We start from the raw sequence: 20,705 nt of genomic DNA, 5'->3' as shown, positions 1-20,705 counted from the left end.
AAGTCGGGGCTGTCTAGTTTGGCGACTGTAGAATTATTTTTTAAAACTAAAACTTAACTTTATGGAAGTACTTAAAATGCCCAGATTGCGAATGGCACAACTCCAGACCCTGACCAATGGAGTACTCAAAACCACAGAAGATCTAAAGGAAGTCGCTGCACCGGTGGCCGAAGTACAGTCCCGATTTCTCGTCTTCAAAGACGGGATGACCCGATCGGATGCCTCCTCTGACAAAGAGACCCTGGATCGTACCCGCGACAATCTGAACACCGGGTTTTTCAACGGTGTTTTGTCCGAACAATTTTTTACGCATGAACCTGCTGTAGCCAAGGTGCTGGATCAGGTAGTAAAGATCACCAACGACTATGGTTTTGGGCTGAGTCGTTTGAGCTACGACGAACAGACCGCCCAGACCGACAACATGCTGAAGAAACTCGAAGCATTGGATCTTTCTGCCTTGCCGAGCCTCTCGCGCTGGCTGGAGCCGATCAAGACAGCCAACGAAAACTTCAAGCAAGTAACGGATGAGTATCTGGGAGAGCTGAATAGTGCTGGAGAGACGACTGCCGCCTACAAGGCAGCCGAACCACTAGCCGAGGCACTCAATCAACTGTTTACCCTGCTGTTTGCTCATGCGCAGGTATCGGGATCTCCCGAACTGACCAAGGCCTACAAGGAGCTGGTTACACTCGTTGATACCTACAAGTAAGGCTGCCAGATCACATTTGGCCCAAGTAGGCAACTTGAAAATCAACTAGAAGCCCCAAACCAGCGTGTTTGGGGCTTTTTCGTGCCGCAGAGATAGAAAAATGCATTTTTGGAGCTTCCGCGAAGCTGCGAGAGGTAGAAAAATGCATTTTTGGACCTCCTGCAGGCTGGAGAAAGCAGAAAAACCCATTTTTGGAGCTCTCCACAAGTTGCGGGAAGCAGAAAAATCAATTTTTGGGGCTCCCGCAAGTTGGGGGATGGAAAAAAACCGATTTTTCTGGTTCCTGCAAGTTTGAAAAAGTAGAAAAATCAATTTTTCTTGGTTGGGAGTATAGCGTATGCGTTGCAAATGGGCCCGATCAGAGATTTTACATGGCAAAGTAGATGTAGCAGGCTAGAAAAAAGCATGACAGAGAAGCCACTGAAAGAATCTGGTATTTGGGAATCCTCAAAGAAGCATACCATAGGACAAGGCACAGTAGGGTTAAAACATTGGTCAGAATAAAGTTGTTCGTATATTTCTTCGAATCATCAGAAATGTTGATGGCTTTTGGAGTGTTGAGGATTGGAGTTGCACTATAAATAACTGAATCGGATTTGAAGGAGTTAGCATCTGAGCCGTACAAAATAAGCTTGTGTTCATCTAATTCGGCATACAGGAAGGATTTTGAGCTAACTCCACTTCTAATCCAACTGCTAGAATGACCTTCCCTGATTCTAAAATGTTTGGAAGTTGATATGCTCGGACTAAGAATGGAGTCTAAGAAGAGCACTGCTGTTACCAGCGTTGAAATAATATAGAAAAATTTGAGTTGGTTCATGATTGTTCTCTACGTCCAGCTATCGGGCGTATGTCCGCAGCTAGTGAATAGCACTAAAGTAGCGAAATCTGCCGAAGCTCACAACGGTTCCAAATGGCACTGCGTTCCGAAAGTCTAAAAATCCTGCGAGCAAAAGATGGTACAAAGCACTGCCGTATCTCAGCGGCAGATATCACGGTCGAGTTGCACTGAAATTAGCCAGAAAGCACTAAGACATATGCCCGATCAGCGACTGTTATCAGCTTTTTTTACCCTCTTTTCTCTTGTTATCTTTTTCAGTCGTTATCGAAATTATTGAGTTCAATCGTTTCTCACGTTCATGTCGGGTTACATACCAATCTTCGATCAATTGTTCAATTAGTTGTAAAAGAATTCCAGCCTCGTTTGGGTCAACATCAACAATTAAATTGATGTCTTTTTCCATGTGAGCACCTATGTTTCCTATTTTTCTAACGCCATCAATTGACTGCCAAGTTAGAGAGTCTACCTTATCCTTTATTGCCTCGATTTCATCAACTAGTCTTCCTTTCTTGATACCCCAAAAATCTCGAATCATTCCCTGTAGACATCTTCTTGAAAGAGTTGCTGATGCTTTTGGACTCAGGTTCATAATAGAACAAGCCTCTTCATAATCTGAAATGATGGCCTTTGGCACATAGGTAGGAAGCACCTTAGCATTTGATTGAGGAATTAAATCCCAACGTTTTCTCAAAGTTCCCGTTTTTCTGTCCCAACGTCCGCGCGTACTATCGAATTTGTTCGATGAATCAAAAAGTAAAACACTCAATGAATACTTTTTACATTCTTCGTTCGGACAGACAATAAAATAGGAATACAGTTCTTTGTCGCCTTCAAAATTTGGAATGCTTAAGACCGTCATTCCTTCATGTACACTTTGATCAGTTATTGTGGCGTTCTGATTACAAAATGGACATTTCCAACTAAATGGTTTCATATTCTAGATTATTGCTGATAACAACCGGATAACAGCCATGCACTTTATCTACCTTATGAATAGTGCACTTTATACCCGTTTGTAATTGTTTATAAACGTTTAAAAAATACTTTTCTTCTTCTCGAACTATGCTGCGGGAAGCCGACTGCTGATCGACTTGGTGTCCGAAGCTAGTTTTTTCCTCTCTCAATTCCCAAGGTAGGGGGCAATCCCTTCGAATATTACAAAACGGTATTGGGTAGATGCTAGATTGATTAGTTGGGAGTCAGGAGTCAGTAGACGATAATCTATAGTTGAATGGATTTCTCTCCTTGATCGACCTGGCAGAGAGTAGCGCTTTGTCCTGTCACCCTGAGGCCCTCGAAGGGGTAAACAGGCAGTGCAGAAGTTGCTCTGTTAGCAGTAACTGTAGGCGCGTGGTTGTTTTGCAGAATGCCGATGCTTCGGGACTGCTTGTCTTATGCTTCGATGAACTCAGCATGACAAGGAGAGGAGTTGCATGAAACTATGTTAAGTAGTGGAATTTATAGAAATAAGTAACTGAGGGGATTATAGGGTTGTTTTCCTCAATATTGATTGATGTTTACCCTTTGTCACCTATCCCTGTCACCGTGAGGCCCTCGAAGGGGTGAACAGGCAGTGCAGAAGTTGCTCTGTTAGCAGTAACTGTAGGCGCGTGGTTGTTTTGTAGTAGGCCGATACTTCGGGGCTGCTTGCTTATGCTTCGATAAACTCAGCATGACAAGGAGAGGAGCTGCAAAACTATCCCCTTCAGGGGATTATAGGGGTGTAAACCCTACAGCAGAGCCTGCCGAACCGGATTGTCACGTCGCTCGTGCCTCGCTCCTCACAATGACGCTGTTTAAATGAACGTCACCTCGAATGAATAGACAAGAACGGGAGTTCTGGACTAAAAGGAGACCTGCACGCCGGTAGGCGAGAGTCTGGTGATCTGCTAGCAGTAAGTGAATTTTTGGTATGGTAGAAGGCCGAATACTCGGATCTGCTTGTCTTGCTTCGACGGTGCTCAGCCCGCTTGCAGCGTGCAGGCATGACAAGGAGCGGTGAATCGAAATCCCGCTTCCGCTGGCTCATATTTGAAATGTGTGACTTGTTTTATTTAGTAAATACAATATCAGATTTCTGCTACATATACGTATAGGACGAAGCGTTGCAAACGCGCTCGATCGGGGGTTTCTCCGCTGGTGCAAGCTCGCACTAGCGGGGGTCGAGAATTACTTACATAAAAACATCAAGTTTGCATTCGTGATTCAAGACTTTTAAATCTAATACCTTATTGTTATTGGTAATCGTAAATATATAAATCAAAAAGTCCTTTCGAAAAATCAGGATATTAGGATCCTGTAAATCAATGATTTCTTTTAATTCTTCAATACTTGAGAGTAAGGCTGTTTTGCATTCATCTGTACTCAAATATGTGTCGGATGCATGTAGTTTATAGAATGATTCAATAATACAAATTTCAGGGCCACTGAACTGAGTCATACCATCTAAGTGCATAATGGATTGGATCACTTCACGGGTCGTAAGGAGTAGATTATTATTATTTGAAAGTGTGAGAACCAATTGTCTGATATTCGATTCAAAAGATAAATTCTCAAGGTAATTAGTGCTTGTGTTATTTCGATGACTGTGGGCGTTTTTCCAGTAGTAAAAATTATCCCAAAACGGCATGATGATGGATATGGAATCATTATAAACACGTAATAATTTGAAATCCCAACATGCTGAACAAGAATCTGCAATAGAGTAAGTTGAATATTTTAAATCTAAAAAGTTAGTGGCCAGAGTTCTGTTGTGTTTACAATATTCTTCTGGATTGCCTGTACCTATGATATGTTCCAGTTCATTTGGAGGAGACTTCAGCTTTAGGAAAAATCCTTTGAAATTGGCTTCATTCTCTTGACCATTATCGATTAAAGGGAGAGTGCAGAAAGAAAGTGCAATTAGGGTAATGAACGTGGAAATTCGGATGGTCCATGACATGCTTTCAGATTCTTATTACAATTGAATAATACTAAGCTACTGAAATCTGCAGAAACCAACAGTTACTAAATATAATTCGCTCGTGTATTATTCTCTTAAATGGCCGATTGTACAGAGCTGCTTGTCTTATGCTTCGATAAACTCAGCATGACAAGGAGAGGAGCTGCAAAACTATCCCCTTGAGGGGATCATAGGGGTGTAAGCCCTACAGCAGAGCCTGCCGAACCGGATTGTCACGTCGCTCGTGCCTCGCTCCTCACAATGACGCTGTTTAAATGAACGTCACCTCGAATGAATAGACAAGAACGGGAGTTCTGGACTAAAAGGAGACCTGCACGCCGGTAGGCGAGAGTCTGGTGATCTGCTAGCAGTAAGTGAATTTTTGGTATGGTAGAAGGCCGAATACTCGGATCTGCTTGTCTTGCTTCGACGGTGCTCAGCCCGCTTGCAGCGTGCAGGCATGACAAGGAGCGGTGAATCGAAATCCCGCTTCCGCTGGCTGGTATTTGTAATGTGTGACTCATCTTCTGGGTTACTAGAACTGCGACAGATCAGCTGGCTGTTTTTTGGCAAACCACCATCCAGTGCTTTTCTGTGGGCTTGTCCTCTGGCTCATTGATTGCTTTCCTATCTATGATGTTGTAATTCCCAAACGCGTCTTCGATTGCAGCCTCGTCATAAAAATACAACTGCAACCCATGGGGAGATAGGTAGGTATGGGGGGCTATTTCGTCTCCTACACCATAGCGCACATCTCGGGTCGACAGGGCCACAAAGACCATCAGTCCATCGGGCAGCAGTTGGGAGTAGCTATCTGCGATTAGTTTGGCTCTGCCCGCCGGGTCCAAAAGATGAATGAGAGAATAGCAGTAGATCGCGTCGAATCGCGCCTCGTCAAAAGGCATATCCGCCACCGACCCGTGGTGTAGGATCACTTCCTCCCCAAAATATTTTCTGGCTCTTGCGATAGCGGTTTGGGATATTTCTATGCCCGATACCTCCATTCCTGCTTCATAAAAGACCTTGGCATTTCTGCCATATCCAAAACCCGGGATCAAGACACTCCGGACAGGATGTTTCCTAAACAACTCTAGCACCTTCCTGGAGTTGTCCGTTGGGTTTTCGCCCCACATTTTTTCATTGCTACTAAAAGCCGCTTCCCAAAATTCGCTCATCTTTTTTTATGATTGTTATTATGTTCTAGTTGGTTTGTGTTTGACATTGTAGTCTTATTTTCTTTGGTAGAGTTTATTACCTATTTTAATTTGTCCTCTATTTCAGTAAAACATTTCTTGGATTGTAAATAAGTTCACAAGTCTTGGAAGTCAAATCAATCACAATAAAGTTGAATCGCTAATGAAATTTTGCCAATCAATTATAATTCTATTTCTTCTTTTCATCCCTAAGAAAATTTATGCTCAATTTGGCCCCTCAGTGGATTTAACTACAGATCTTTATCAAGAAGCAATAATTTCTTTCACTAATAATGAATCAATAAAATGTGATATTCAAGTTTATAGATTGGATACGTTGCATCATTCAGATAGGATAAAATATCGTGTATCAGGGAAAAAAAGAAGAGTTGGAATACACAAGATAAAATCTATAGAATTAGGTGATAGCTTTTATACATGTTCTTATGTAGAAAAATATCCAAGACTATGTTCTCTGATAGTTAAAGGAAATACTCCTGTCTATGTTTCTTTTCAATTGAATTTAGGGTTAAATACAAGAATACATAATAATGTTTCACCGGACTATTCAAACACCAACCGAATGTTGGTCAAGGATAAAGGGGATCATATTTTGTCTGATTTTTATGTTCATAAAAGAGGGATATACTATAAAATCGAGGATCACCGCTATGACTATGCCCAAGAAGGGATAGAAGCCGCCCTGTTTAAACCTGAAAGAAGAGAGCATAAATATGTCCTTAAATCACTAAGGAGAATTTATCCGGATTGCAGTTTGTTGGATATTGATGCTGATGACCAACCAGTTTTTTATAAAGATATTCCTCAGCTAGTATTGCAGGCCGAAGAAGCTTGCGGTGGTGAATAACATAACCCTAACTATTGCTGGTTCTGATGGCAGTAAGCAAGTGGCAATTGTGGGTGCGTTTGGACCTTGCAGAAGGCCGATGCTTGGGTACTGCTTGTTTTATGCTTCGATGAACTCAGCATGACAAGGAGAGGAGCTGCAATACTATCCCCTTGATAGGGGTGTAATCCGTACAGCAGATCCTGCCGAACCGGATTGTCACGTCGCTCGTGCCTCGCTCCTCACAATGACGCTGTTTAAATGAACGTCACTTCTAGAGGGCTAAGGCTCCAGATTGATCTTAATTGTAAAAGTTCTATTTTCACTGCTTCAAATTTTCCCCTTATTTTCGTGTCCAAACTATAGATGATATGGCCTCAGGAATAATTGCACTACTGGATGATATAGGAACATTGATGGACGATGTGGCGGCTATGAGCAAAGTGGCTGGCCAAAAGACCGCCGGTATTTTGGGAGATGACCTGGCAGTGAATGCGGAGAAAGCTTCAGGCTTTGTCTCGACGCGCGAGCTGCCGGTGCTATGGGCCATCACCAAAGGCTCCCTGCTGAACAAGGCGATCATTCTGCCTATTGCGTTTCTGCTTAGCGCCTTCTTGCCCTCTGCTGTTACCGTTATCTTGATCATCGGTGGGTTCTATTTGGCCTACGAAGGAGCGGAGAAAATCTACGAGTTTTTCGTGCCACATGCGCATCAGGGCGAGCGTGTATCCGCCATCGATATCAGCAAAGAAGACCAAAGGGTCCTGGAGAAGAAGAAGGTGAAGTCGGCAATTGTTACTGACTTTATCTTATCGGTGGAGATCATCATCATTGCCCTGGGTTCTGTGCCTGAGGAGCCTTTGCAGATTCAAATCCCCGTGGTTACTGCTATTGCTTTGCTGGCCACTGTGGGTGTATATGGTATAGTAGCTCTGATCGTACGCATGGATGATTTCGGCCTTCACCTGATCAATCTCAATGAGGAGACCGATAGCTTTTCTGACAAGGTGGGACGGTTTTTTGTCAGTGCCTTGCCCAAAGTAGTCAAGAGCTTGTCTGTGATCGGTACCATCGCCTTGATGCTCGTGTCTGGCGGTCTCTTTGTTCACAATCTGGGCTTTGTACATCACTGGGAGGAGTTGCTGCCGCTTCCAGGTATTGCCTTCGAGTTTTTAGTTGGACTATTGTTTGGTTTTGTTGTGCTCTTCGTGGTGATGGGCGGACAAAAATTATGGACGGCCATCCGTCGATAAGGACTGCAAAACTATCCCCTTGAGGGGATTATTGGGGTGTAATCTTACTGGTGCACATTTGCAATGCGTGCCGATCTACCTTAGCATTTGCAATGCGAAGATGTCTACTCAATCAAGTAATGTTTTCAAAACACATCCCCTTAGCCCCCTTCAAAGGGGATTTTTTTAATCTTGAATCCTGTCCCTTCCTCTATTGTGAAAAGCGTCGTAAGTTTGGGCAAACATTACTCAAACAATCATATGCGAATCAAAAGCTTCTCTTTCCTTCTTACATTTCTTGTTTCTTATGCGCTTCAGGCCCAGGATATTTTGCCTCCTGTGATTGACTGGTCAGGCAAAAGTGAAGCGCTGATGGTAGACAAAAATCATCCCTGGGTCACACCCAGCGAGCTGAGCGATCTGTCCGAAACCCCTGACTATGAAGAGACCAAGGCCTGGCTCGAGAAGCTGTGTGCGGCCTCTCCCTGGATGAAAATGATTTCTCTGGGCAAAAGCGAACAGAACCGCGAATTGCTGATGGTGATTGCCAGCAAGGAAGAAAATACCAGTGCGGAGGCATTGAGATCCAGTAAGAAGGCCATCCTATTGGCTCAGGCGGGGATTCATGCCGGAGAGATCGATGGCAAAGATGCCGGTCTGATGCTGCTCAGAGACATAGCTTTTGGCGACAAAGGAAAGCTGCTCGACAAAGTCAATCTGCTTTTTATCCCCATGCTGAATGTGGATGGGCACGAGCGTATCTCTCCCTACAACCGAGTGAACCAGCGCGGACCGGTCAACATGGGCTGGCGTACCAATGCTCAAAACCTGAATCTGAATCGTGACTATGCGAAGCTGGAGACGGCTGGCGTGCAGGCGGTAGTGTCCGTAATCAACGACTATGATCCTGACCTTTACCTCGATTTACATGTGACGGATGGGGCCGATTACCAGTTCGATATCACTTATGGATGGGCCGAGGGCTATTCGCCAGCTAGCTCGCAGTGGCTCAGCGAAGTGTTTCAGCCGGCCATGGATCAGGCCCTGACAGACATGGGACATATACCGGGACCTCTGATGTTCTCTTTCAACAACCGTGACTTCAGCGAAGGAAATACCGAATTCGAATTCAGTCCGCGCTTCTCCGAGACCTATGGCAACTCGAGAAACACGCCGAGTATCCTCGTAGAGAATCATTCGCTGAAGCCCTACAAGCAGCGGGTGCTGGGTACCTATGTGTTTCTGGAGCAGTCGATGCGCGCCCTGGCCCAGAGCAACAAACAACTCACCAAAGCCATGGATCAAGACCGAGCGGCGAGAAGGGACTCTATCGTGCTGGCCTATACCCTGAGTGAATCCATGGCTGACTCCATGCTACTAAAGGGAATCAAGCCCGAAATGAAGCCTTCGCAGATCAGAGCAGGGGAGTACATCAGCTGGACCGCCGAGCCTTATGAAGAAAAGATCGTGATCCGCCGCATGAACGATCCCCTCAAGAAAGTGGCCTTGCCCAAAGCCTATTGGGTGCCAGCAGAATGGAAGACTATCATCGCCAAATTGAAGGCTCACGGCATAGAGATGGAGGAGATCACAGAGACCAAAGAAATAGCAGTAGATCAATACTACATCGAATCTTTTGAGATGGCGGCTATGCCCTACGAGGGGCATGTGAGATGTGGCAGCTTCGAGCTGGAGACCTTGCAGCAAAACATCGTCTATCAGCCGGGCTCCGTTCGTGTACCGATGGATCAGTACAAGGCTGCTTTGATTGCACTGCTGCTGGAGCCAGATTCTCCGGATAGTTTCTTGCAGTGGGGATTCATGCACAGCATATTCTCCCGTACAGAGTACATCGAGGAGTATGTGATCGAACCATTGGCCGAAAAGATGCTGGCGGAGGATGCCGAGTTGAAGAAGAAATTCGAAGCGAAGAAGGCCGCTGATCCGGCATTTGCTCAGTCTCAGGAGCAGATCTACCGTTGGTTTTACGAGCAATCACCCTATTTCGATCAGGCCTGGAAGAAATACCCCATCGCCCGAGAGATGTGACGAACGAACTGAGGGTTTCAGTCACCGGATGATACGCTCTGTGAAGACATTGCGATTAGAAATTAGACAAAGAGCTGTATTGCTACTTGTCCATACTTTATTTTAGTTGTGAAGAAAAAACGTAATTATGAAAACACTTGTATTGACATTGATGTTCAGCGCGATAATTGGCGCAGGCTCTTCTCCATTTTATGATTTCAAAGTACGAGCTTTGGATAGCGAGGAGGTGATCGACTTTTCGAGTTTCAAAGGCAAAAAAGTGCTGGTAGTGAATGTGGCCTCCAAGTGTGGCTATACGCCGCAGTACGAAGATCTGCAGGCTCTGTCAGAGAAGTATGCCGATCAATTGGTGGTTTTGGGTATGCCTTGCGATCAGTTTGCCGGGCAGGAGCTAGATGTAGAGTCAGCAATCAAAAACTTCTGTACTGAGGAGTTTCAGGTGACCTTCCCGATGACCACTGTGATCGAGGTAAAAGGAAATAACCAACATCCTGTTTACTCTTTCCTGACTCAGAAAGACAAGAATGGCCTGGATGATTTCAAGGTGAAGTGGAATTTCAACAAATTCCTTTTGGATGAAAATGGTAAGTTGATTGCCTATTTTCCATCAGGTGTAGAGCCTATGAGCGAAGAAATAACCAAGTATCTGAAATAATCCTATTTCTGATATAGTCTATCTGTTAAAGCAGGTAATGATGTGGTTTTGAGATTATTTTCTCAGAATGTGTGACATTGTTGCCTGCTTTATTCATTTTTGGGGGTGTCCATTTACCTTTGCGTAAACTTGACTGCTACGAGAAGGGAAATAGACCGCTAACTTAAGACCTAATAACTCAATAACAGATAACTATTAACTCCTGCTTTGCAGGGAAAACATTCAGCAGCTAGTCATGAGTAACCAGAAGTCTCCTTTTAAGTCCTATTTCGTCATCTTTTTAGGGATATGTACGATCATTTCTATTCTCATAGGATTTGTGATTATCTATTATGCTTTCACTCAGGTAAAAAACCTGGATTTGACGGCTCAGCAGGACCTCAGTACCCTAAGTATGATAGGGGAGTTCTTTGGTGGGGCAGTAGGGCCTATCTGGTCGTTGGCAGGGGTGATTCTATTCTACCTGGCCTTGATCTACCAAAGAAAAGAGCTTGAGCTACAGCGCGAGGAACTTTACGAGTCACGCAAGATCATGGACAGCCAGTCCAAGACCATTGAGATTCAGCAGTTCGAAAACACTTTCTTTCAGTTGCTGGAGTTTCATCTTTCAGCTTCTAAGCGGATAGAGATGCGTGAGGATGGCAATGGCTTTGCACAGATGTACAAGGACTTTACCAAGGCTGTGAATGATACCAAGAAACGCAGGAAGAAAGACGGAAGCTCAGAGATACTGGATGCTGATGCCTTTGAGACGAGTTTCAGACAGGTCTACGACAGTTATCGAAATACCATGTCACACTACATGGAGAGCTACAAATCTTTGCTCTTCCTGGTGGAGCAGAAAAGCGGTGATCCATCCTTTTATATCAACATCATCAAGCCACACTTGACTGAACAAGAGGTTTTGGTACAGTTCTACTACCTCATTACATTCGATAAAGATCCGAAGTTCATGGAAGTGGTAGAGAAATACGGCTTGTTCGAGCGATTGAATTTCCGATCTGTACAGGCCATCGACAAACTACACATCGAAGAGCTAAAAGACACGGCATATCAGCCTACACACAAGGCGATAGTTGCGGGGCAGGAAGCGAAAAATATAGAAGAAAAATAAGGAGAGAATAAATAAATATTTTGATCAACTAAGGAAGGATGTTATATATGTCTTTTCTAAAAGCTACTCTGGCAAACTGAATAATGGATTTTTCTTCCGATATAAATATCCCAACTCTAAGTTGTCCCACTCTAATTCTATAAGCATCTTGGAATCCCGCAAGCTTTTTAATACTGGGTATATCTCTGAGGGACTCTGCAGCCTTAACATCCTTTATTAAGTTTAATAAAGCAGTTTTGTCCTTTGGTTGTTTAATCTTGTCGAGGTCCTTACTGAATTTGTTGAGAAACTGAACCTCCATTAACCTGCAAGCTTGCCCAGGATTTCATTTTCGTCTACCAGGTCAGCACGATCTACATCCTTCATGATCAAACTTAAACCGAGGTCTTCTTTCTCTTCTTCTGTCAATATCTTTGAAGGAACTCCTAATTTTTGGAGTAATTCTGCAATGAACTGCAGCTCTTGATCATTTTTGGGGTTTATTACAATCGAACTCATATAGTAAATATACGAAAGATGATCAGAACATGATGCATAAAGAGTAACGACCTTCTATTTGAGTAAAATCCTATTGAAGTGACTTTTTTTAACTCAATTCTCAGATTTTTTAGCCTAATCAAAGATCAATATTGAACCTTGAATATATCACTGAAAGTGATTACCAATCCGGCTTGCCATTGTCCTGCTTTTGGGTAGGCTTGCGACGGTTTTGTTGGATGTATTGAATCTCGCTGTTTTTCAATGCCTCAAGGATCATTTGGGCTTTTTCTTCGGAGATATTCATCTCCTCTAGTTTCTGAGAAGTACTGGACATGTTTTGTCCCTTTTCATCTTCCTCGCCTTTCTCACCATCCTGCTGCTGGCTCTGTTGTTGCTCTTTGGCTTCTTCTTTTTCGCCCTGCTCACCTTGTTGCTGTTGCTGTTCCTTTTGTTCTCCCTCTTCTCCTTGTTCTCCTTCTTGCTGTTGTTCCTGCTGATCTTCGCCCTCTTTACCTTCCTGGTCCTGTTTGCTTTTTTGATCCTGCTGGTCCTGATTTTCTTGATTCTCCTGGTTTTCCTGACCTTCCTGGTTCTCTTGCTTCTGATCGTCTCCTTGTTGTTGGTCTTCCTGATCCTGTTGATCTTGATCTTCCTTGTTTTCGTCTTCGTTTTGCTGATCTTGGTTGTCCTGATTCTGATCCTGGTTTTGATCTTTTTGTTGATCCAGTTTCTTTTTGATCAGCTCGTAGTTATAGCGCGCATCTTCGTTAGTTGGATCTGCTTTTAAGGCAGATTTGAAGAAACTCAATGCCTTTTCTAGCGTGTTAGGGTTATTAGATAGTGCACCTAATTGCTGATAAGCGATGGATTGGGTTTGTTTGTCCTTGGATAGGATCAGTTTCTGATAATGGCGTTCTGCTTTGTCTTTCTGATCGATTCGGGCATAGCAGTGGGCCAGGTTCATGATCACACCCTCATCTTCTACGCCCATGGAGTCAACCAGCATAGAAAATGTCATCAATGCATCGACATATTTTTTTGCTTTGTATGCCTCTTCACCCTGTTTTTTCAGGCTGTTGATTTTGGAGATGTCATTGTCACCAGTACCTAGTCCGAGCAAGAGCCATATCGTGAGTAGCTTTATCATATCGTCATGGTTTTGGTTTTGATCAATGCATCCACCAGCATCAGGATGAGTGCCAGTCCGAGAAAGTAGAAGTACTTGTTAGAAGACACGTCCACCTGTTTGGCGTCACGAAGTTCTCCTTCTATATCCCCGATGGTATTGATGAGTTTTTCTACATCATTTTGTTTATCGTTGATCTCAAAGTACTTGCCATTGGTGCTTTTAGCCAACTGCATAAGCGAGGTTGGATTAAGACGCGAAATCACATCTTTGCCTTGATTGTCTTTTTTGAAACCTCGCTGGGTCATGATTTTACTTCCATGAGATGTTCCGATACCCAGAGTAAACAACTTAATGCCTTCTTCTTCCACCTTTTTGGCGATAGACTCAGTATTCTCTCCAAAGTCCTCCCCGTCACTGATCAAAATGATGATTTTGGACTTTTGTCGAGTTACTGAGCTTTCTTCATCGGTGATTTTTTCGAGTGCCATCCCTAGTGCAGGACCAAAGTCCGTGCCTGTATTTGGAACCAAAGAAGTATTCAGTGTTTCGATGAAGAGATTCAGTGCACTTTTGTCATAAGTCAGAGGACATTGTACATAGGCCTCATTCGAAAACATGATGAGGCCGATACGATCCGAGTTAAATTCTTTTACGATTTCTTTGAGCTCGAATTTGATCTTTTCCAAGCGTGAGGGTTGGATATCAAAGGCATTCATGGATTGAGATAGGTCCACGCAGATCATGATATCCTTACCTACTGATTTGATTTCTTTTTTGGACTGTCCGAAAGAAGGCCCCATCAGCGCTACGATGAAAAGACCGAAATAGGTGGTTCTGAGCAGTACTTTGTAAAAGACACGGCGATAACTACTTCGCAATGCTCGGGCAGCACGAATGGCTCGTATCATGTAGCCTATGTAGAATAGGCTGAAAAGAAAGATGAAAATGATCTCGAGAGTACCCAGGGTTCCGCTCCACACCATACGTTGCTGCTCTTTTTAGATTCGAACAAATATAGTCTTCCAGCAAGCAAGGGCAAATCGCACCTGCCTTATTTAACAATTTTTAGCATTTGATTGTCCGGCTATATTTTAGTCAGATCGAGAAATAGCAGTCCTTCCGGTTCGCGTCCTTCTTCCATGGCCTTTCTACGTGCCTTTTGCGTGGCTTTTTTGACGTAGTTCAGCGTTTTGTAGCGACTGTAGTAGCTTTTGAAGTTGAGCTTGTCCTGTACCATCCACTGCTCGTAAGTCGACAGATTGTCTCTGAATTCCTTGTTTTCCAGATTAGGACTATTGGGGCCTTCTATCTTGTATTCATTGAGTAAGGCCAGGATGTACATCAGCTTTTGCTGCATGATGAAAGTCTGCTCCCTTAGAGATCCGTATTTGTTTAGATCGTTGAAACCGAATGCGTTCACACCCCCAGCGATGGCGGCCATGATACCGACGAAAGGAACAAGTTCTTTGGCTGCTGATCCATCGTCAAATACATTACCACTGGCAGTGTAGACCGAGAAGAAGATGGTAGCGACGGATAGTCCCTTTTTCATGCGTTGGCCTTTGTCTTCTCTGTCTTCCATTTGGTTGTGGATTTGGGAGAGGTACTCTACCAAATGCACCGCGTCATTGCGGTATTGCATATAGGTTTCATAGGTTACGACCGTATTTTCTCTATGCTCCACCGTGATGGTGAAGGCTCGCTGGTCTACATAGCCGTGTGGATCTCTAACCACGAGCAGCATATCGAATTTTTTCGGTTGCATCTCGACTCCCACTACATCGAAACCAGGAGTCCACTGAATAGACAGCAGGTTGTTTTCGAAATGCCAAACCATATCTTCTGGTGCGCCGATGATGTCTATTTCTAATTCCGAAAATTGATCATTTCCATCCTGAATGAAAACTTTTTTGTTGAGGGTGATTCCCTCCCTGATGTGCTCATTCTGGAGATTTAGGATTTTTGGAGGTTCGTTTCTGATACTTTTTCGTATCAGGAAAGTTTTAGATATGGTGTTAGGATTTTCTGGCCCTTTTTCTGTTACCTCTACGGTCACTTCCATTGGGAAATAGCTTCTGAGTCTATGCAATTCGTCATTGTTGACCTTCCAGGTGAATAGGCCTTTTTCAGATAGACGAGGGTTGCCTATTTTGCTAGGGATGACCAGTCTGTAGAGCAAGGAGTCGTGATCCAGATCGTCTGCTGATAAATCTATGGACAACTGCTCACCATCAGTAATGTAATATTCATCCAATACTGGAAACTTGAAGTAGGGGATGTGATTGTTGCTGCTGAGAGCAAAAACGAGAACTTCTGTAGATTCACCTCCAGCAGCATCGGTGGCTTTCAGTGTCAGTCGGAAATATTTTTCTTTGATTTGATCCCGATTGGGAGTCCAAACTATATCGATCGAGTTTTGCCGCAGGTCGATGTCCACCTGGTCTATTTCTTTCAGGTCTGGATTGTCATTGAAATAGTAATCAAGCATAACATCGCTGCTATCAGTGCTGTAGACTGTAGAAGCATGTGCTTCTAAATGAAAATCGAAGGTAGGGTTGATGCGGTATACCCCATTTTTAAGCACTGCATTGCTCTTTACCTGAATCTTAGGAGGAGTGTGCAATTGATGGACAATAATGAAAATGGATTGGGCGTCCAACAACCTGTCATCGTCCATATATTGAAAACTAATTACTTCATTGCCTTTGTCGTAATACTCCGGTACAGCCCATGAGAAGGTTTTGCCATCGAAACGAGCCTGCTTGGGTGCTTTGACCATTTTGATTTGGCCGTGTTTCTGCGATTTTTCTACTGAGAAGGTGATGACAGCTCCTCGATCTACCTCAATGAAATTTTGATCAATGATAAGCCTTAGACTATCATTGGCTTGACCAAAAACTATATGTGATAGGAGGTAGATTGGGACGAATAATATTATTCTCAGTTTTGACATGCTATGCTTTTGCAATGATTCGATTTCCAGTTTTTTTGTCCGGCTTTTACAAGAAAAAATGATGCCATCTTTGCTCAGCCGGGGCAATTATTTAATTTAACGGTATAGGTCGATTCAATCCAATATTAACGCTTGATTCTATTGAGGAATCAAGTGTTGAGCCACTTCCAAAAACGTTTGATAGGGTTGGTGTCTTTCGGGGTAGTTGTATGTGACGTTTTTTTATTCTTTTTTGGTTTGGCTGGTTGCGTCTGCACTTTGGCCTGCACTTTAGTCTCGTAGTACTGTTTTTTTGCTTCCTTCTCTTTTCTCTCCTTTTGAGCCTTTCTTCTCTTCTCTTCTTTTTCCTTTTTTCTTCGCTCCAGTTCTACCGTATTGACTCTAGGTTTTCTTTTCTTAAAAGGTTTTTTATTGCTCTTAGCTTTAGGCTTTCTGTCTGGACCGCTCGTATAGATGATCTCATTCGGGTCTAGCGGTTTTTCCTTTTTCTTCTCTTCTTTAGACCTTGGTTCAGGTAGCTCTATTTTGCCTTTGATTTTCAATCCTTGAAGTGGGGCAGCCTTAGGTGCTTTTATGATCTTGACTGAGCTATCTCTGGCGGCCAATTCTGCATAGGATTCGATCAGTTCGCCATCCTCTGTGGTGATGGGTTCATAGCTGGGGTATTCGGTTTCTTCGGCCTCTGGAGATTCTTCTACTTCTACTTCTTCTTCGGCCTGAGGTCGATCTGTTTCCACGACCGCCTCCTCTTCTTCAGCATCAGCTACCAACTCCTCTTCCGTTGATTGGATTAATTCTTCTTCCTCGCTTTCCTCTTTTTGCTCAGTAGGTTCTGAGATTTTTTCAGGTTCTTCTAGGTCTGATTTTTCTACTGCGATTTCGAGTGTCTCCCCTTCATCCTCTATGATGACTTTTTTGACCACTTCTTCCTCTTCGACTGATTCGTCATACATGTATGCCTCATACACCATTTCAATCACCTCCTGATCCAGTTTGGTGTTGGCACCCTGAGATGTATCTATTCCCTGATCAGAGAGATACTCCGTCAACTGTTTCGGTGTAATTTTGATTTTTCTGGCTAAGGAACTCAGTCTCATGGTCTAAACATAGGCGTGTTCAAAACGCAAATATAACAGTCAAACAAAAATATCAATGGAAAAAGCTAGGTAGTATCAAAAGATGACTGAAATGAAGGGGAGTTTTTTATGTGATTCCATTGATAATCGCTGAATTGGTTACCTTTTGCGATTACAGAGATAGAAACTGGCTTTTTAATTTTGCCGACAATACCATGGTCGATTCTTTTGAGGGTTTGATGTAGACTAGATTCCGCGTCTGCCAAAACCATCGCTGTGCTGAGAGAGAAGTGAGCCAATAGAGATTCGATTAATTGACTTAGGGTTTCTTCCTGTCCTGGTTGGCAATAGAGATAATCCAGTGCTAAAAATTGATAGTTCGGTCGAATCAAGCGATTGGTAATTGGTAGTTTGCTAGCTACATGTAGAAGCATTTTGCCGGACCAGCCAGGGAGGTCATGGATCTTCCAATTTTCGGGGTTGGCCTGAATGCCCACCAGTACTTTTCCGTTCTCGTCACGAACCATGAAATACTGATCTCTATAAAATAGATTGTCCTCGGTATAGAAAGTATAGTCACTGTAAAAGTTCCTGAGTAGTTCGCTTAGCTCTGCTTTGGAGGCCGAAGCGATCTTTTCAAAGGCAATTCTTTTTCGAGGGAAGAGATAGCCTAGACTGTAGGTTTTGAATGTACGTATAGTTTGAAACCCAAATTCGTTGCATAGTACTGCAGATCGCTCGTTATTAGGATCTACAAAAGCATAGAAGATATTAGGAGTAGATCTTTTGAGAAGCTCATGTCCTTCAAGTAGTTGATGTACCTCATTTTTGATCGCATTTCGTTTGTTTTGAGAACGAGAGTGGCTCTTTTGGGACCGAAAAGCATCTTTGAATGAAAAATAGCGAACATAGAAGCTTACGATTTCTTCTCCGTTCAGATAAAATGACCTTTGGCAGAAGCAGCATAAGCCCAGGAGCTTTTCTCTCTGAAGACAGGCGAAATGGGGATTGGGTAGTTGTTTGAGCTTCTCATGCGTATTCAATTGTTGATATACGGCAGATTGCCCAGGTGTACCGATAATGTTGTCTGCTAGAAAGGATTGAATCTCCTTGTTGGCTTGATAGATGATTTTTAGTATCCGAAAACCCATGTTAGCCGTTGGCAATTTTGAGCATCGAAGTTAAGGGCCTTCTTTTAATTAAACAGGAATATCAATCACAAACTCAGCACCCTCTTTGTATTCGGTGTTGAGATAGATGTTGCCTCTTAGGCGTTCTACCAATGACTGGACTATATAGAGTCCAAGTCCGGTGGAGGGCTCGTTGGCGGTAGGCTTCACGGAGGTTTTACCGAAGCGCTTAAATAGTTGATTCCTTTCAGATTCAGGTATGCCTGGTCCTGTATCTCTCACTGAAACATGCAGCTTGTTTTGTTTGAGGTCAGCTGAAACATGGATTCTGCTTTTTGGATTACAAAATTTGATTGCATTCGATAGTATGTTTTCTATTACTCGTTGTAGAATACCTCTGTCGGATTCTATGGTTTCCTTATCGAAATTCCAATCGGTCGAAACTTCAATTAGCTTACTCTTTGCTGCCTGGTCCTGATGGTAGACGATTTCATCAAAAAAGGCTTTAATATCAATTTTAGATTTTTTGGTTTTGAATTTACCAGATTCGATTCGGTTGATTTCCAGAAGTTCATCCGTCAATGTTTTGCTTTCGATTGTCATCGATTCAATTAAACCAATCAAATAGGCTTCCTCATCTTGAGGTTTTTTGTTTTTAAGCAATTGGGTGAGCCCAAGAATTTTATTCATCGGAGACCTCAAGTCATGTGCAATCATACCCATTAATAGGTCTTTCTCTTTATTGCTGGCGTCCAATTGATCGTTCAATTGCCTTAATTCAATATTGCTTTTGGCTCGTAATCTTGAAAGTTTCATGATGAAAGCCAGAATAAGAAGGACAAAGGTGATACCAATGATACTGATAAGGATGATATAGTTTTTTTCCTGAATCCGAAGTTCTGCCGCTTCCAATTCCAATTTCAGTTGGTCATATTCTCGTTCAGCTCCTAGCTTTTGGTTGGCATCAAGCAGTCCTGTAATCAATTCGTTTTTTTGATTGAGATGCAAACTGTCACTCAATTTTTTTCTTTTGTCCAGATATAACTGTGCCTTGCTTATTTCTTCTGTCTGGGTGTAGTTTCGTACCATTAGGTCGTAGCATTCCAATAATTTTTCGTGCTTTTTTAGCTTTTCTGCCAGCGACTCAGCCATTTCTGCAGCCTGAATAGACATGTTGTATTTGCCTGTTTTTCTATATTGGTGACTGAGATAAATATGAGAATTCAACATTTCTATATCCCAATCCAATTGCCCTGTGATTTGAATTGCCTCCAGTAAGTAATAAGTAGCGCTATCTTGATTAATGATTGGAAGTTGTCCCATCAAAACAAACGAATAGTACATGGCTCGACTATTGTCTAGTTTTTTTGCGGCTTCATTAGACTTTTTCAGGAAGTATAGTGCAGAATCATATTGCTCTTTGTTGTAATAAAGTTGCCCAAGGTTGAGATCTACATAGACTTTACTAGTAGGGTGATCTATTTCTTCATGGATTTTTGCGGCGATATGATAGTATTCTTTAGCCTTGTCTGGGGCACCTTTCAAGAGATACGCTAATCCAATGTTGCTACAGGCATCTGCTAACAGATAATTGTTATCGTTTTTGGTCGCAATGTCAATGAGTTTTAGCATTTCATTGATCCCAGCATCAAATTCTTTGATTTGAATATAAGTCAGCCCAAGGTAGTTGTAAGAGTTACTAACATCGAATCTATCCCCATTGGCATTGTTAAGCTCTATGGCTTTTTTGCATGCCTTGATAGCATCCTCATTTTCTCCACGGATATAGCAGGCAAAACACAGGTTGTTGAGTGCCTGGATTTCCCCATTGATGTACCCAATGTCTTTACTAAATTGGAGGGCTTGTTTGGCAATTTTAGAAATGTAATCAGGACTGCCTTCACTATTGTTTTCTGCCAATCGATTGAGTGAGTCGATTTGGCTAATCGTCTGAGCATGGGTATTTACAAGACCCATGCCTAGTGCCAATAGCAATAGAATACTTAACCTAATTAATCTCTCAAACATACGCTGTGGATATATGTATCCAATGACCGGAAAGTAACCGGCTATTTCATTATTTGGATTAATACAGGCGGGATCGAGGGTTGGTTTCGATGCAAATAACGCATGAAATTTACTTTAATTTTTAGTATATCAAAATTCTTTTCAAATTCATATCACTTCATTCATATTTTTAGGTGAAATACATATGATTTCAACTGGAACTTCCTAAATTTTCCTTTTAAGGAAATCATTAAAATATGAAAATTTCGGATTACCTCATATTGGTAGCAGTATTCATTTCTTTTCTGTTATCTGTTTATTTATGGTTCAATGGACAAAAAGACTCTGG

At 42.7% G+C, this 20,705-nt stretch carries 17 protein-coding genes; 6 read left to right on the top strand and 11 right to left on the bottom strand.

The window, feature by feature from the left end:
• The first annotated feature begins 61 nt into the window (after positions 1–61).
• The gene (locus tag N7U62_RS10240) at positions 62–709 is read left to right on the top strand and encodes a DUF6261 family protein (protein WP_264137871.1); all 648 of its coding nucleotides are present in this window, start codon (positions 62–64) and stop codon (positions 707–709) included.
• Positions 710–1,767: 1,058 nt separating this feature from the next.
• Here the strand turns inward: N7U62_RS10240 and N7U62_RS10235 are convergent.
• The 3 genes from N7U62_RS10235 to N7U62_RS10225 all read right to left on the bottom strand — a co-directional run bounded on the left by N7U62_RS10235 (position 1,768) and on the right by N7U62_RS10225 (position 5,666).
• A complete protein-coding gene (locus N7U62_RS10235) occupies positions 1,768–2,484 on the bottom strand; it encodes a DUF4145 domain-containing protein (RefSeq protein WP_264137870.1) in 717 nt (238 codons plus the stop codon).
• A 1,239-nt stretch (positions 2,485–3,723) separates the two neighbouring features.
• Positions 3,724–4,491, bottom strand: a complete 768-nt coding sequence (locus N7U62_RS10230) for a hypothetical protein (protein WP_264137869.1) — start codon at positions 4,489–4,491, stop codon at positions 3,724–3,726.
• 551 nt (positions 4,492–5,042) lie between these two features.
• Positions 5,043–5,666: a class I SAM-dependent methyltransferase gene (locus tag N7U62_RS10225; protein ID WP_264137868.1), complete on the bottom strand. Its 624-nt coding sequence runs from the start codon at positions 5,664–5,666 to the stop codon at positions 5,043–5,045.
• 181 nt (positions 5,667–5,847) lie between these two features.
• Here N7U62_RS10225 and N7U62_RS10220 point away from each other — a divergent pair, with 181 nt between their 5' ends.
• The 5 genes from N7U62_RS10220 to N7U62_RS10200 all read left to right on the top strand — a co-directional run bounded on the left by N7U62_RS10220 (position 5,848) and on the right by N7U62_RS10200 (position 11,581).
• Positions 5,848–6,552 (top strand): hypothetical protein, encoded by a 705-nt coding sequence (locus N7U62_RS10220; protein ID WP_264137867.1) that lies wholly within the window; start codon positions 5,848–5,850, stop codon positions 6,550–6,552.
• 350 nt (positions 6,553–6,902) lie between these two features.
• Positions 6,903–7,784, top strand: coding sequence for a DUF808 domain-containing protein (locus tag N7U62_RS10215; RefSeq protein ID WP_264137866.1), 882 nt, complete (start codon positions 6,903–6,905; stop codon positions 7,782–7,784).
• 240 nt (positions 7,785–8,024) lie between these two features.
• Positions 8,025–9,812, top strand: coding sequence for a M14 family metallopeptidase (locus N7U62_RS10210; protein ID WP_264137865.1), 1,788 nt, complete (start codon positions 8,025–8,027; stop codon positions 9,810–9,812).
• A gap of 127 nt (positions 9,813–9,939) precedes the next feature.
• A complete protein-coding gene (locus N7U62_RS10205; protein WP_264137864.1) occupies positions 9,940–10,467 on the top strand; it encodes a glutathione peroxidase in 528 nt (175 codons plus the stop codon).
• A 235-nt stretch (positions 10,468–10,702) separates the two neighbouring features.
• Entirely contained in the window at positions 10,703–11,581 is an 879-nt protein-coding gene (locus N7U62_RS10200) for a putative phage abortive infection protein (protein WP_264137863.1), read from the top strand.
• 28 nt (positions 11,582–11,609) lie between these two features.
• Here the strand turns inward: N7U62_RS10200 and N7U62_RS10195 are convergent, their stop codons facing one another.
• The 8 genes from N7U62_RS10195 to N7U62_RS10160 all read right to left on the bottom strand — a co-directional run bounded on the left by N7U62_RS10195 (position 11,610) and on the right by N7U62_RS10160 (position 20,377).
• Positions 11,610–11,882, bottom strand: coding sequence for a type II toxin-antitoxin system RelE family toxin (locus N7U62_RS10195; RefSeq protein WP_264137862.1), 273 nt, complete (start codon positions 11,880–11,882; stop codon positions 11,610–11,612).
• Positions 11,882–12,079: a hypothetical protein gene (locus N7U62_RS10190; protein WP_264137861.1), complete on the bottom strand. Its 198-nt coding sequence runs from the start codon at positions 12,077–12,079 to the stop codon at positions 11,882–11,884. Before N7U62_RS10190 ends, N7U62_RS10195 begins: the two co-directional genes overlap by 1 nt.
• Before the next feature lie 160 nt (positions 12,080–12,239).
• Positions 12,240–13,208 carry a tetratricopeptide repeat protein gene (locus N7U62_RS10185; protein WP_264137860.1) on the bottom strand — a complete coding sequence of 323 codons (969 nt, stop codon included), beginning with the start codon at positions 13,206–13,208 and terminating at the stop codon, positions 12,240–12,242.
• Positions 13,205–14,173 carry a vWA domain-containing protein gene (locus tag N7U62_RS10180; protein ID WP_264137859.1) on the bottom strand — a complete coding sequence of 323 codons (969 nt, stop codon included), beginning with the start codon at positions 14,171–14,173 and terminating at the stop codon, positions 13,205–13,207. Before N7U62_RS10180 ends, N7U62_RS10185 begins: the two co-directional genes overlap by 4 nt.
• A 101-nt stretch (positions 14,174–14,274) precedes the next feature.
• Entirely contained in the window at positions 14,275–16,143 is a 1,869-nt protein-coding gene (locus tag N7U62_RS10175; RefSeq protein ID WP_264137858.1) for a hypothetical protein, read from the bottom strand.
• Between the two features lie 149 nt (positions 16,144–16,292).
• The gene (locus N7U62_RS10170; RefSeq protein WP_264137857.1) at positions 16,293–17,240 is read right to left on the bottom strand and encodes a translation initiation factor IF-2 N-terminal domain-containing protein; all 948 of its coding nucleotides are present in this window, start codon (positions 17,238–17,240) and stop codon (positions 16,293–16,295) included.
• Between the two features lie 65 nt (positions 17,241–17,305).
• Entirely contained in the window at positions 17,306–18,370 is a 1,065-nt protein-coding gene (locus N7U62_RS10165) for a hypothetical protein (protein WP_264137856.1), read from the bottom strand.
• Positions 18,371–18,418: 48 nt separating this feature from the next.
• A complete protein-coding gene (locus N7U62_RS10160) occupies positions 18,419–20,377 on the bottom strand; it encodes a tetratricopeptide repeat-containing sensor histidine kinase (RefSeq protein WP_264137855.1) in 1,959 nt (652 codons plus the stop codon).
• Positions 20,378–20,705: the final 328 nt, after the last annotated feature.

This window comes from Reichenbachiella ulvae (assembly GCF_025833875.1).
Lineage (GTDB): Bacteria > Bacteroidota > Bacteroidia > Cytophagales > Cyclobacteriaceae > Reichenbachiella > Reichenbachiella ulvae.
Note: the sequence above shows the minus strand (reverse complement) of the source record. Positions and strands in the feature narration are given on the sequence as shown.

Coding starts and splice junctions, on each gene's coding strand:
- N7U62_RS10160 (WP_264137855.1), bottom strand. CDS start 20,377: ATGTTTGAGAGATTAATTAGGTTAAGTATTCTATTGCTATTGGCACTA.
- N7U62_RS10170 (WP_264137857.1), bottom strand. CDS start 17,240: ATGAGACTGAGTTCCTTAGCCAGAAAAATCAAAATTACACCGAAACAG.
- N7U62_RS10210 (WP_264137865.1), top strand. CDS start 8,025: ATGCGAATCAAAAGCTTCTCTTTCCTTCTTACATTTCTTGTTTCTTAT.
- N7U62_RS10200 (WP_264137863.1), top strand. CDS start 10,703: ATGAGTAACCAGAAGTCTCCTTTTAAGTCCTATTTCGTCATCTTTTTA.
- N7U62_RS10215 (WP_264137866.1), top strand. CDS start 6,903: ATGGCCTCAGGAATAATTGCACTACTGGATGATATAGGAACATTGATG.
- N7U62_RS10180 (WP_264137859.1), bottom strand. CDS start 14,173: ATGGTGTGGAGCGGAACCCTGGGTACTCTCGAGATCATTTTCATCTTT.
- N7U62_RS10195 (WP_264137862.1), bottom strand. CDS start 11,882: ATGGAGGTTCAGTTTCTCAACAAATTCAGTAAGGACCTCGACAAGATT.
- N7U62_RS10190 (WP_264137861.1), bottom strand. CDS start 12,079: ATGAGTTCGATTGTAATAAACCCCAAAAATGATCAAGAGCTGCAGTTC.
- N7U62_RS10220 (WP_264137867.1), top strand. CDS start 5,848: ATGAAATTTTGCCAATCAATTATAATTCTATTTCTTCTTTTCATCCCT.
- N7U62_RS10165 (WP_264137856.1), bottom strand. CDS start 18,370: ATGGGTTTTCGGATACTAAAAATCATCTATCAAGCCAACAAGGAGATT.
- N7U62_RS10235 (WP_264137870.1), bottom strand. CDS start 2,484: ATGAAACCATTTAGTTGGAAATGTCCATTTTGTAATCAGAACGCCACA.
- N7U62_RS10225 (WP_264137868.1), bottom strand. CDS start 5,666: ATGAGCGAATTTTGGGAAGCGGCTTTTAGTAGCAATGAAAAAATGTGG.
- N7U62_RS10240 (WP_264137871.1), top strand. CDS start 62: ATGGAAGTACTTAAAATGCCCAGATTGCGAATGGCACAACTCCAGACC.
- N7U62_RS10230 (WP_264137869.1), bottom strand. CDS start 4,491: ATGTCATGGACCATCCGAATTTCCACGTTCATTACCCTAATTGCACTT.
- N7U62_RS10205 (WP_264137864.1), top strand. CDS start 9,940: ATGAAAACACTTGTATTGACATTGATGTTCAGCGCGATAATTGGCGCA.
- N7U62_RS10175 (WP_264137858.1), bottom strand. CDS start 16,143: ATGTCAAAACTGAGAATAATATTATTCGTCCCAATCTACCTCCTATCA.
- N7U62_RS10185 (WP_264137860.1), bottom strand. CDS start 13,208: ATGATAAAGCTACTCACGATATGGCTCTTGCTCGGACTAGGTACTGGT.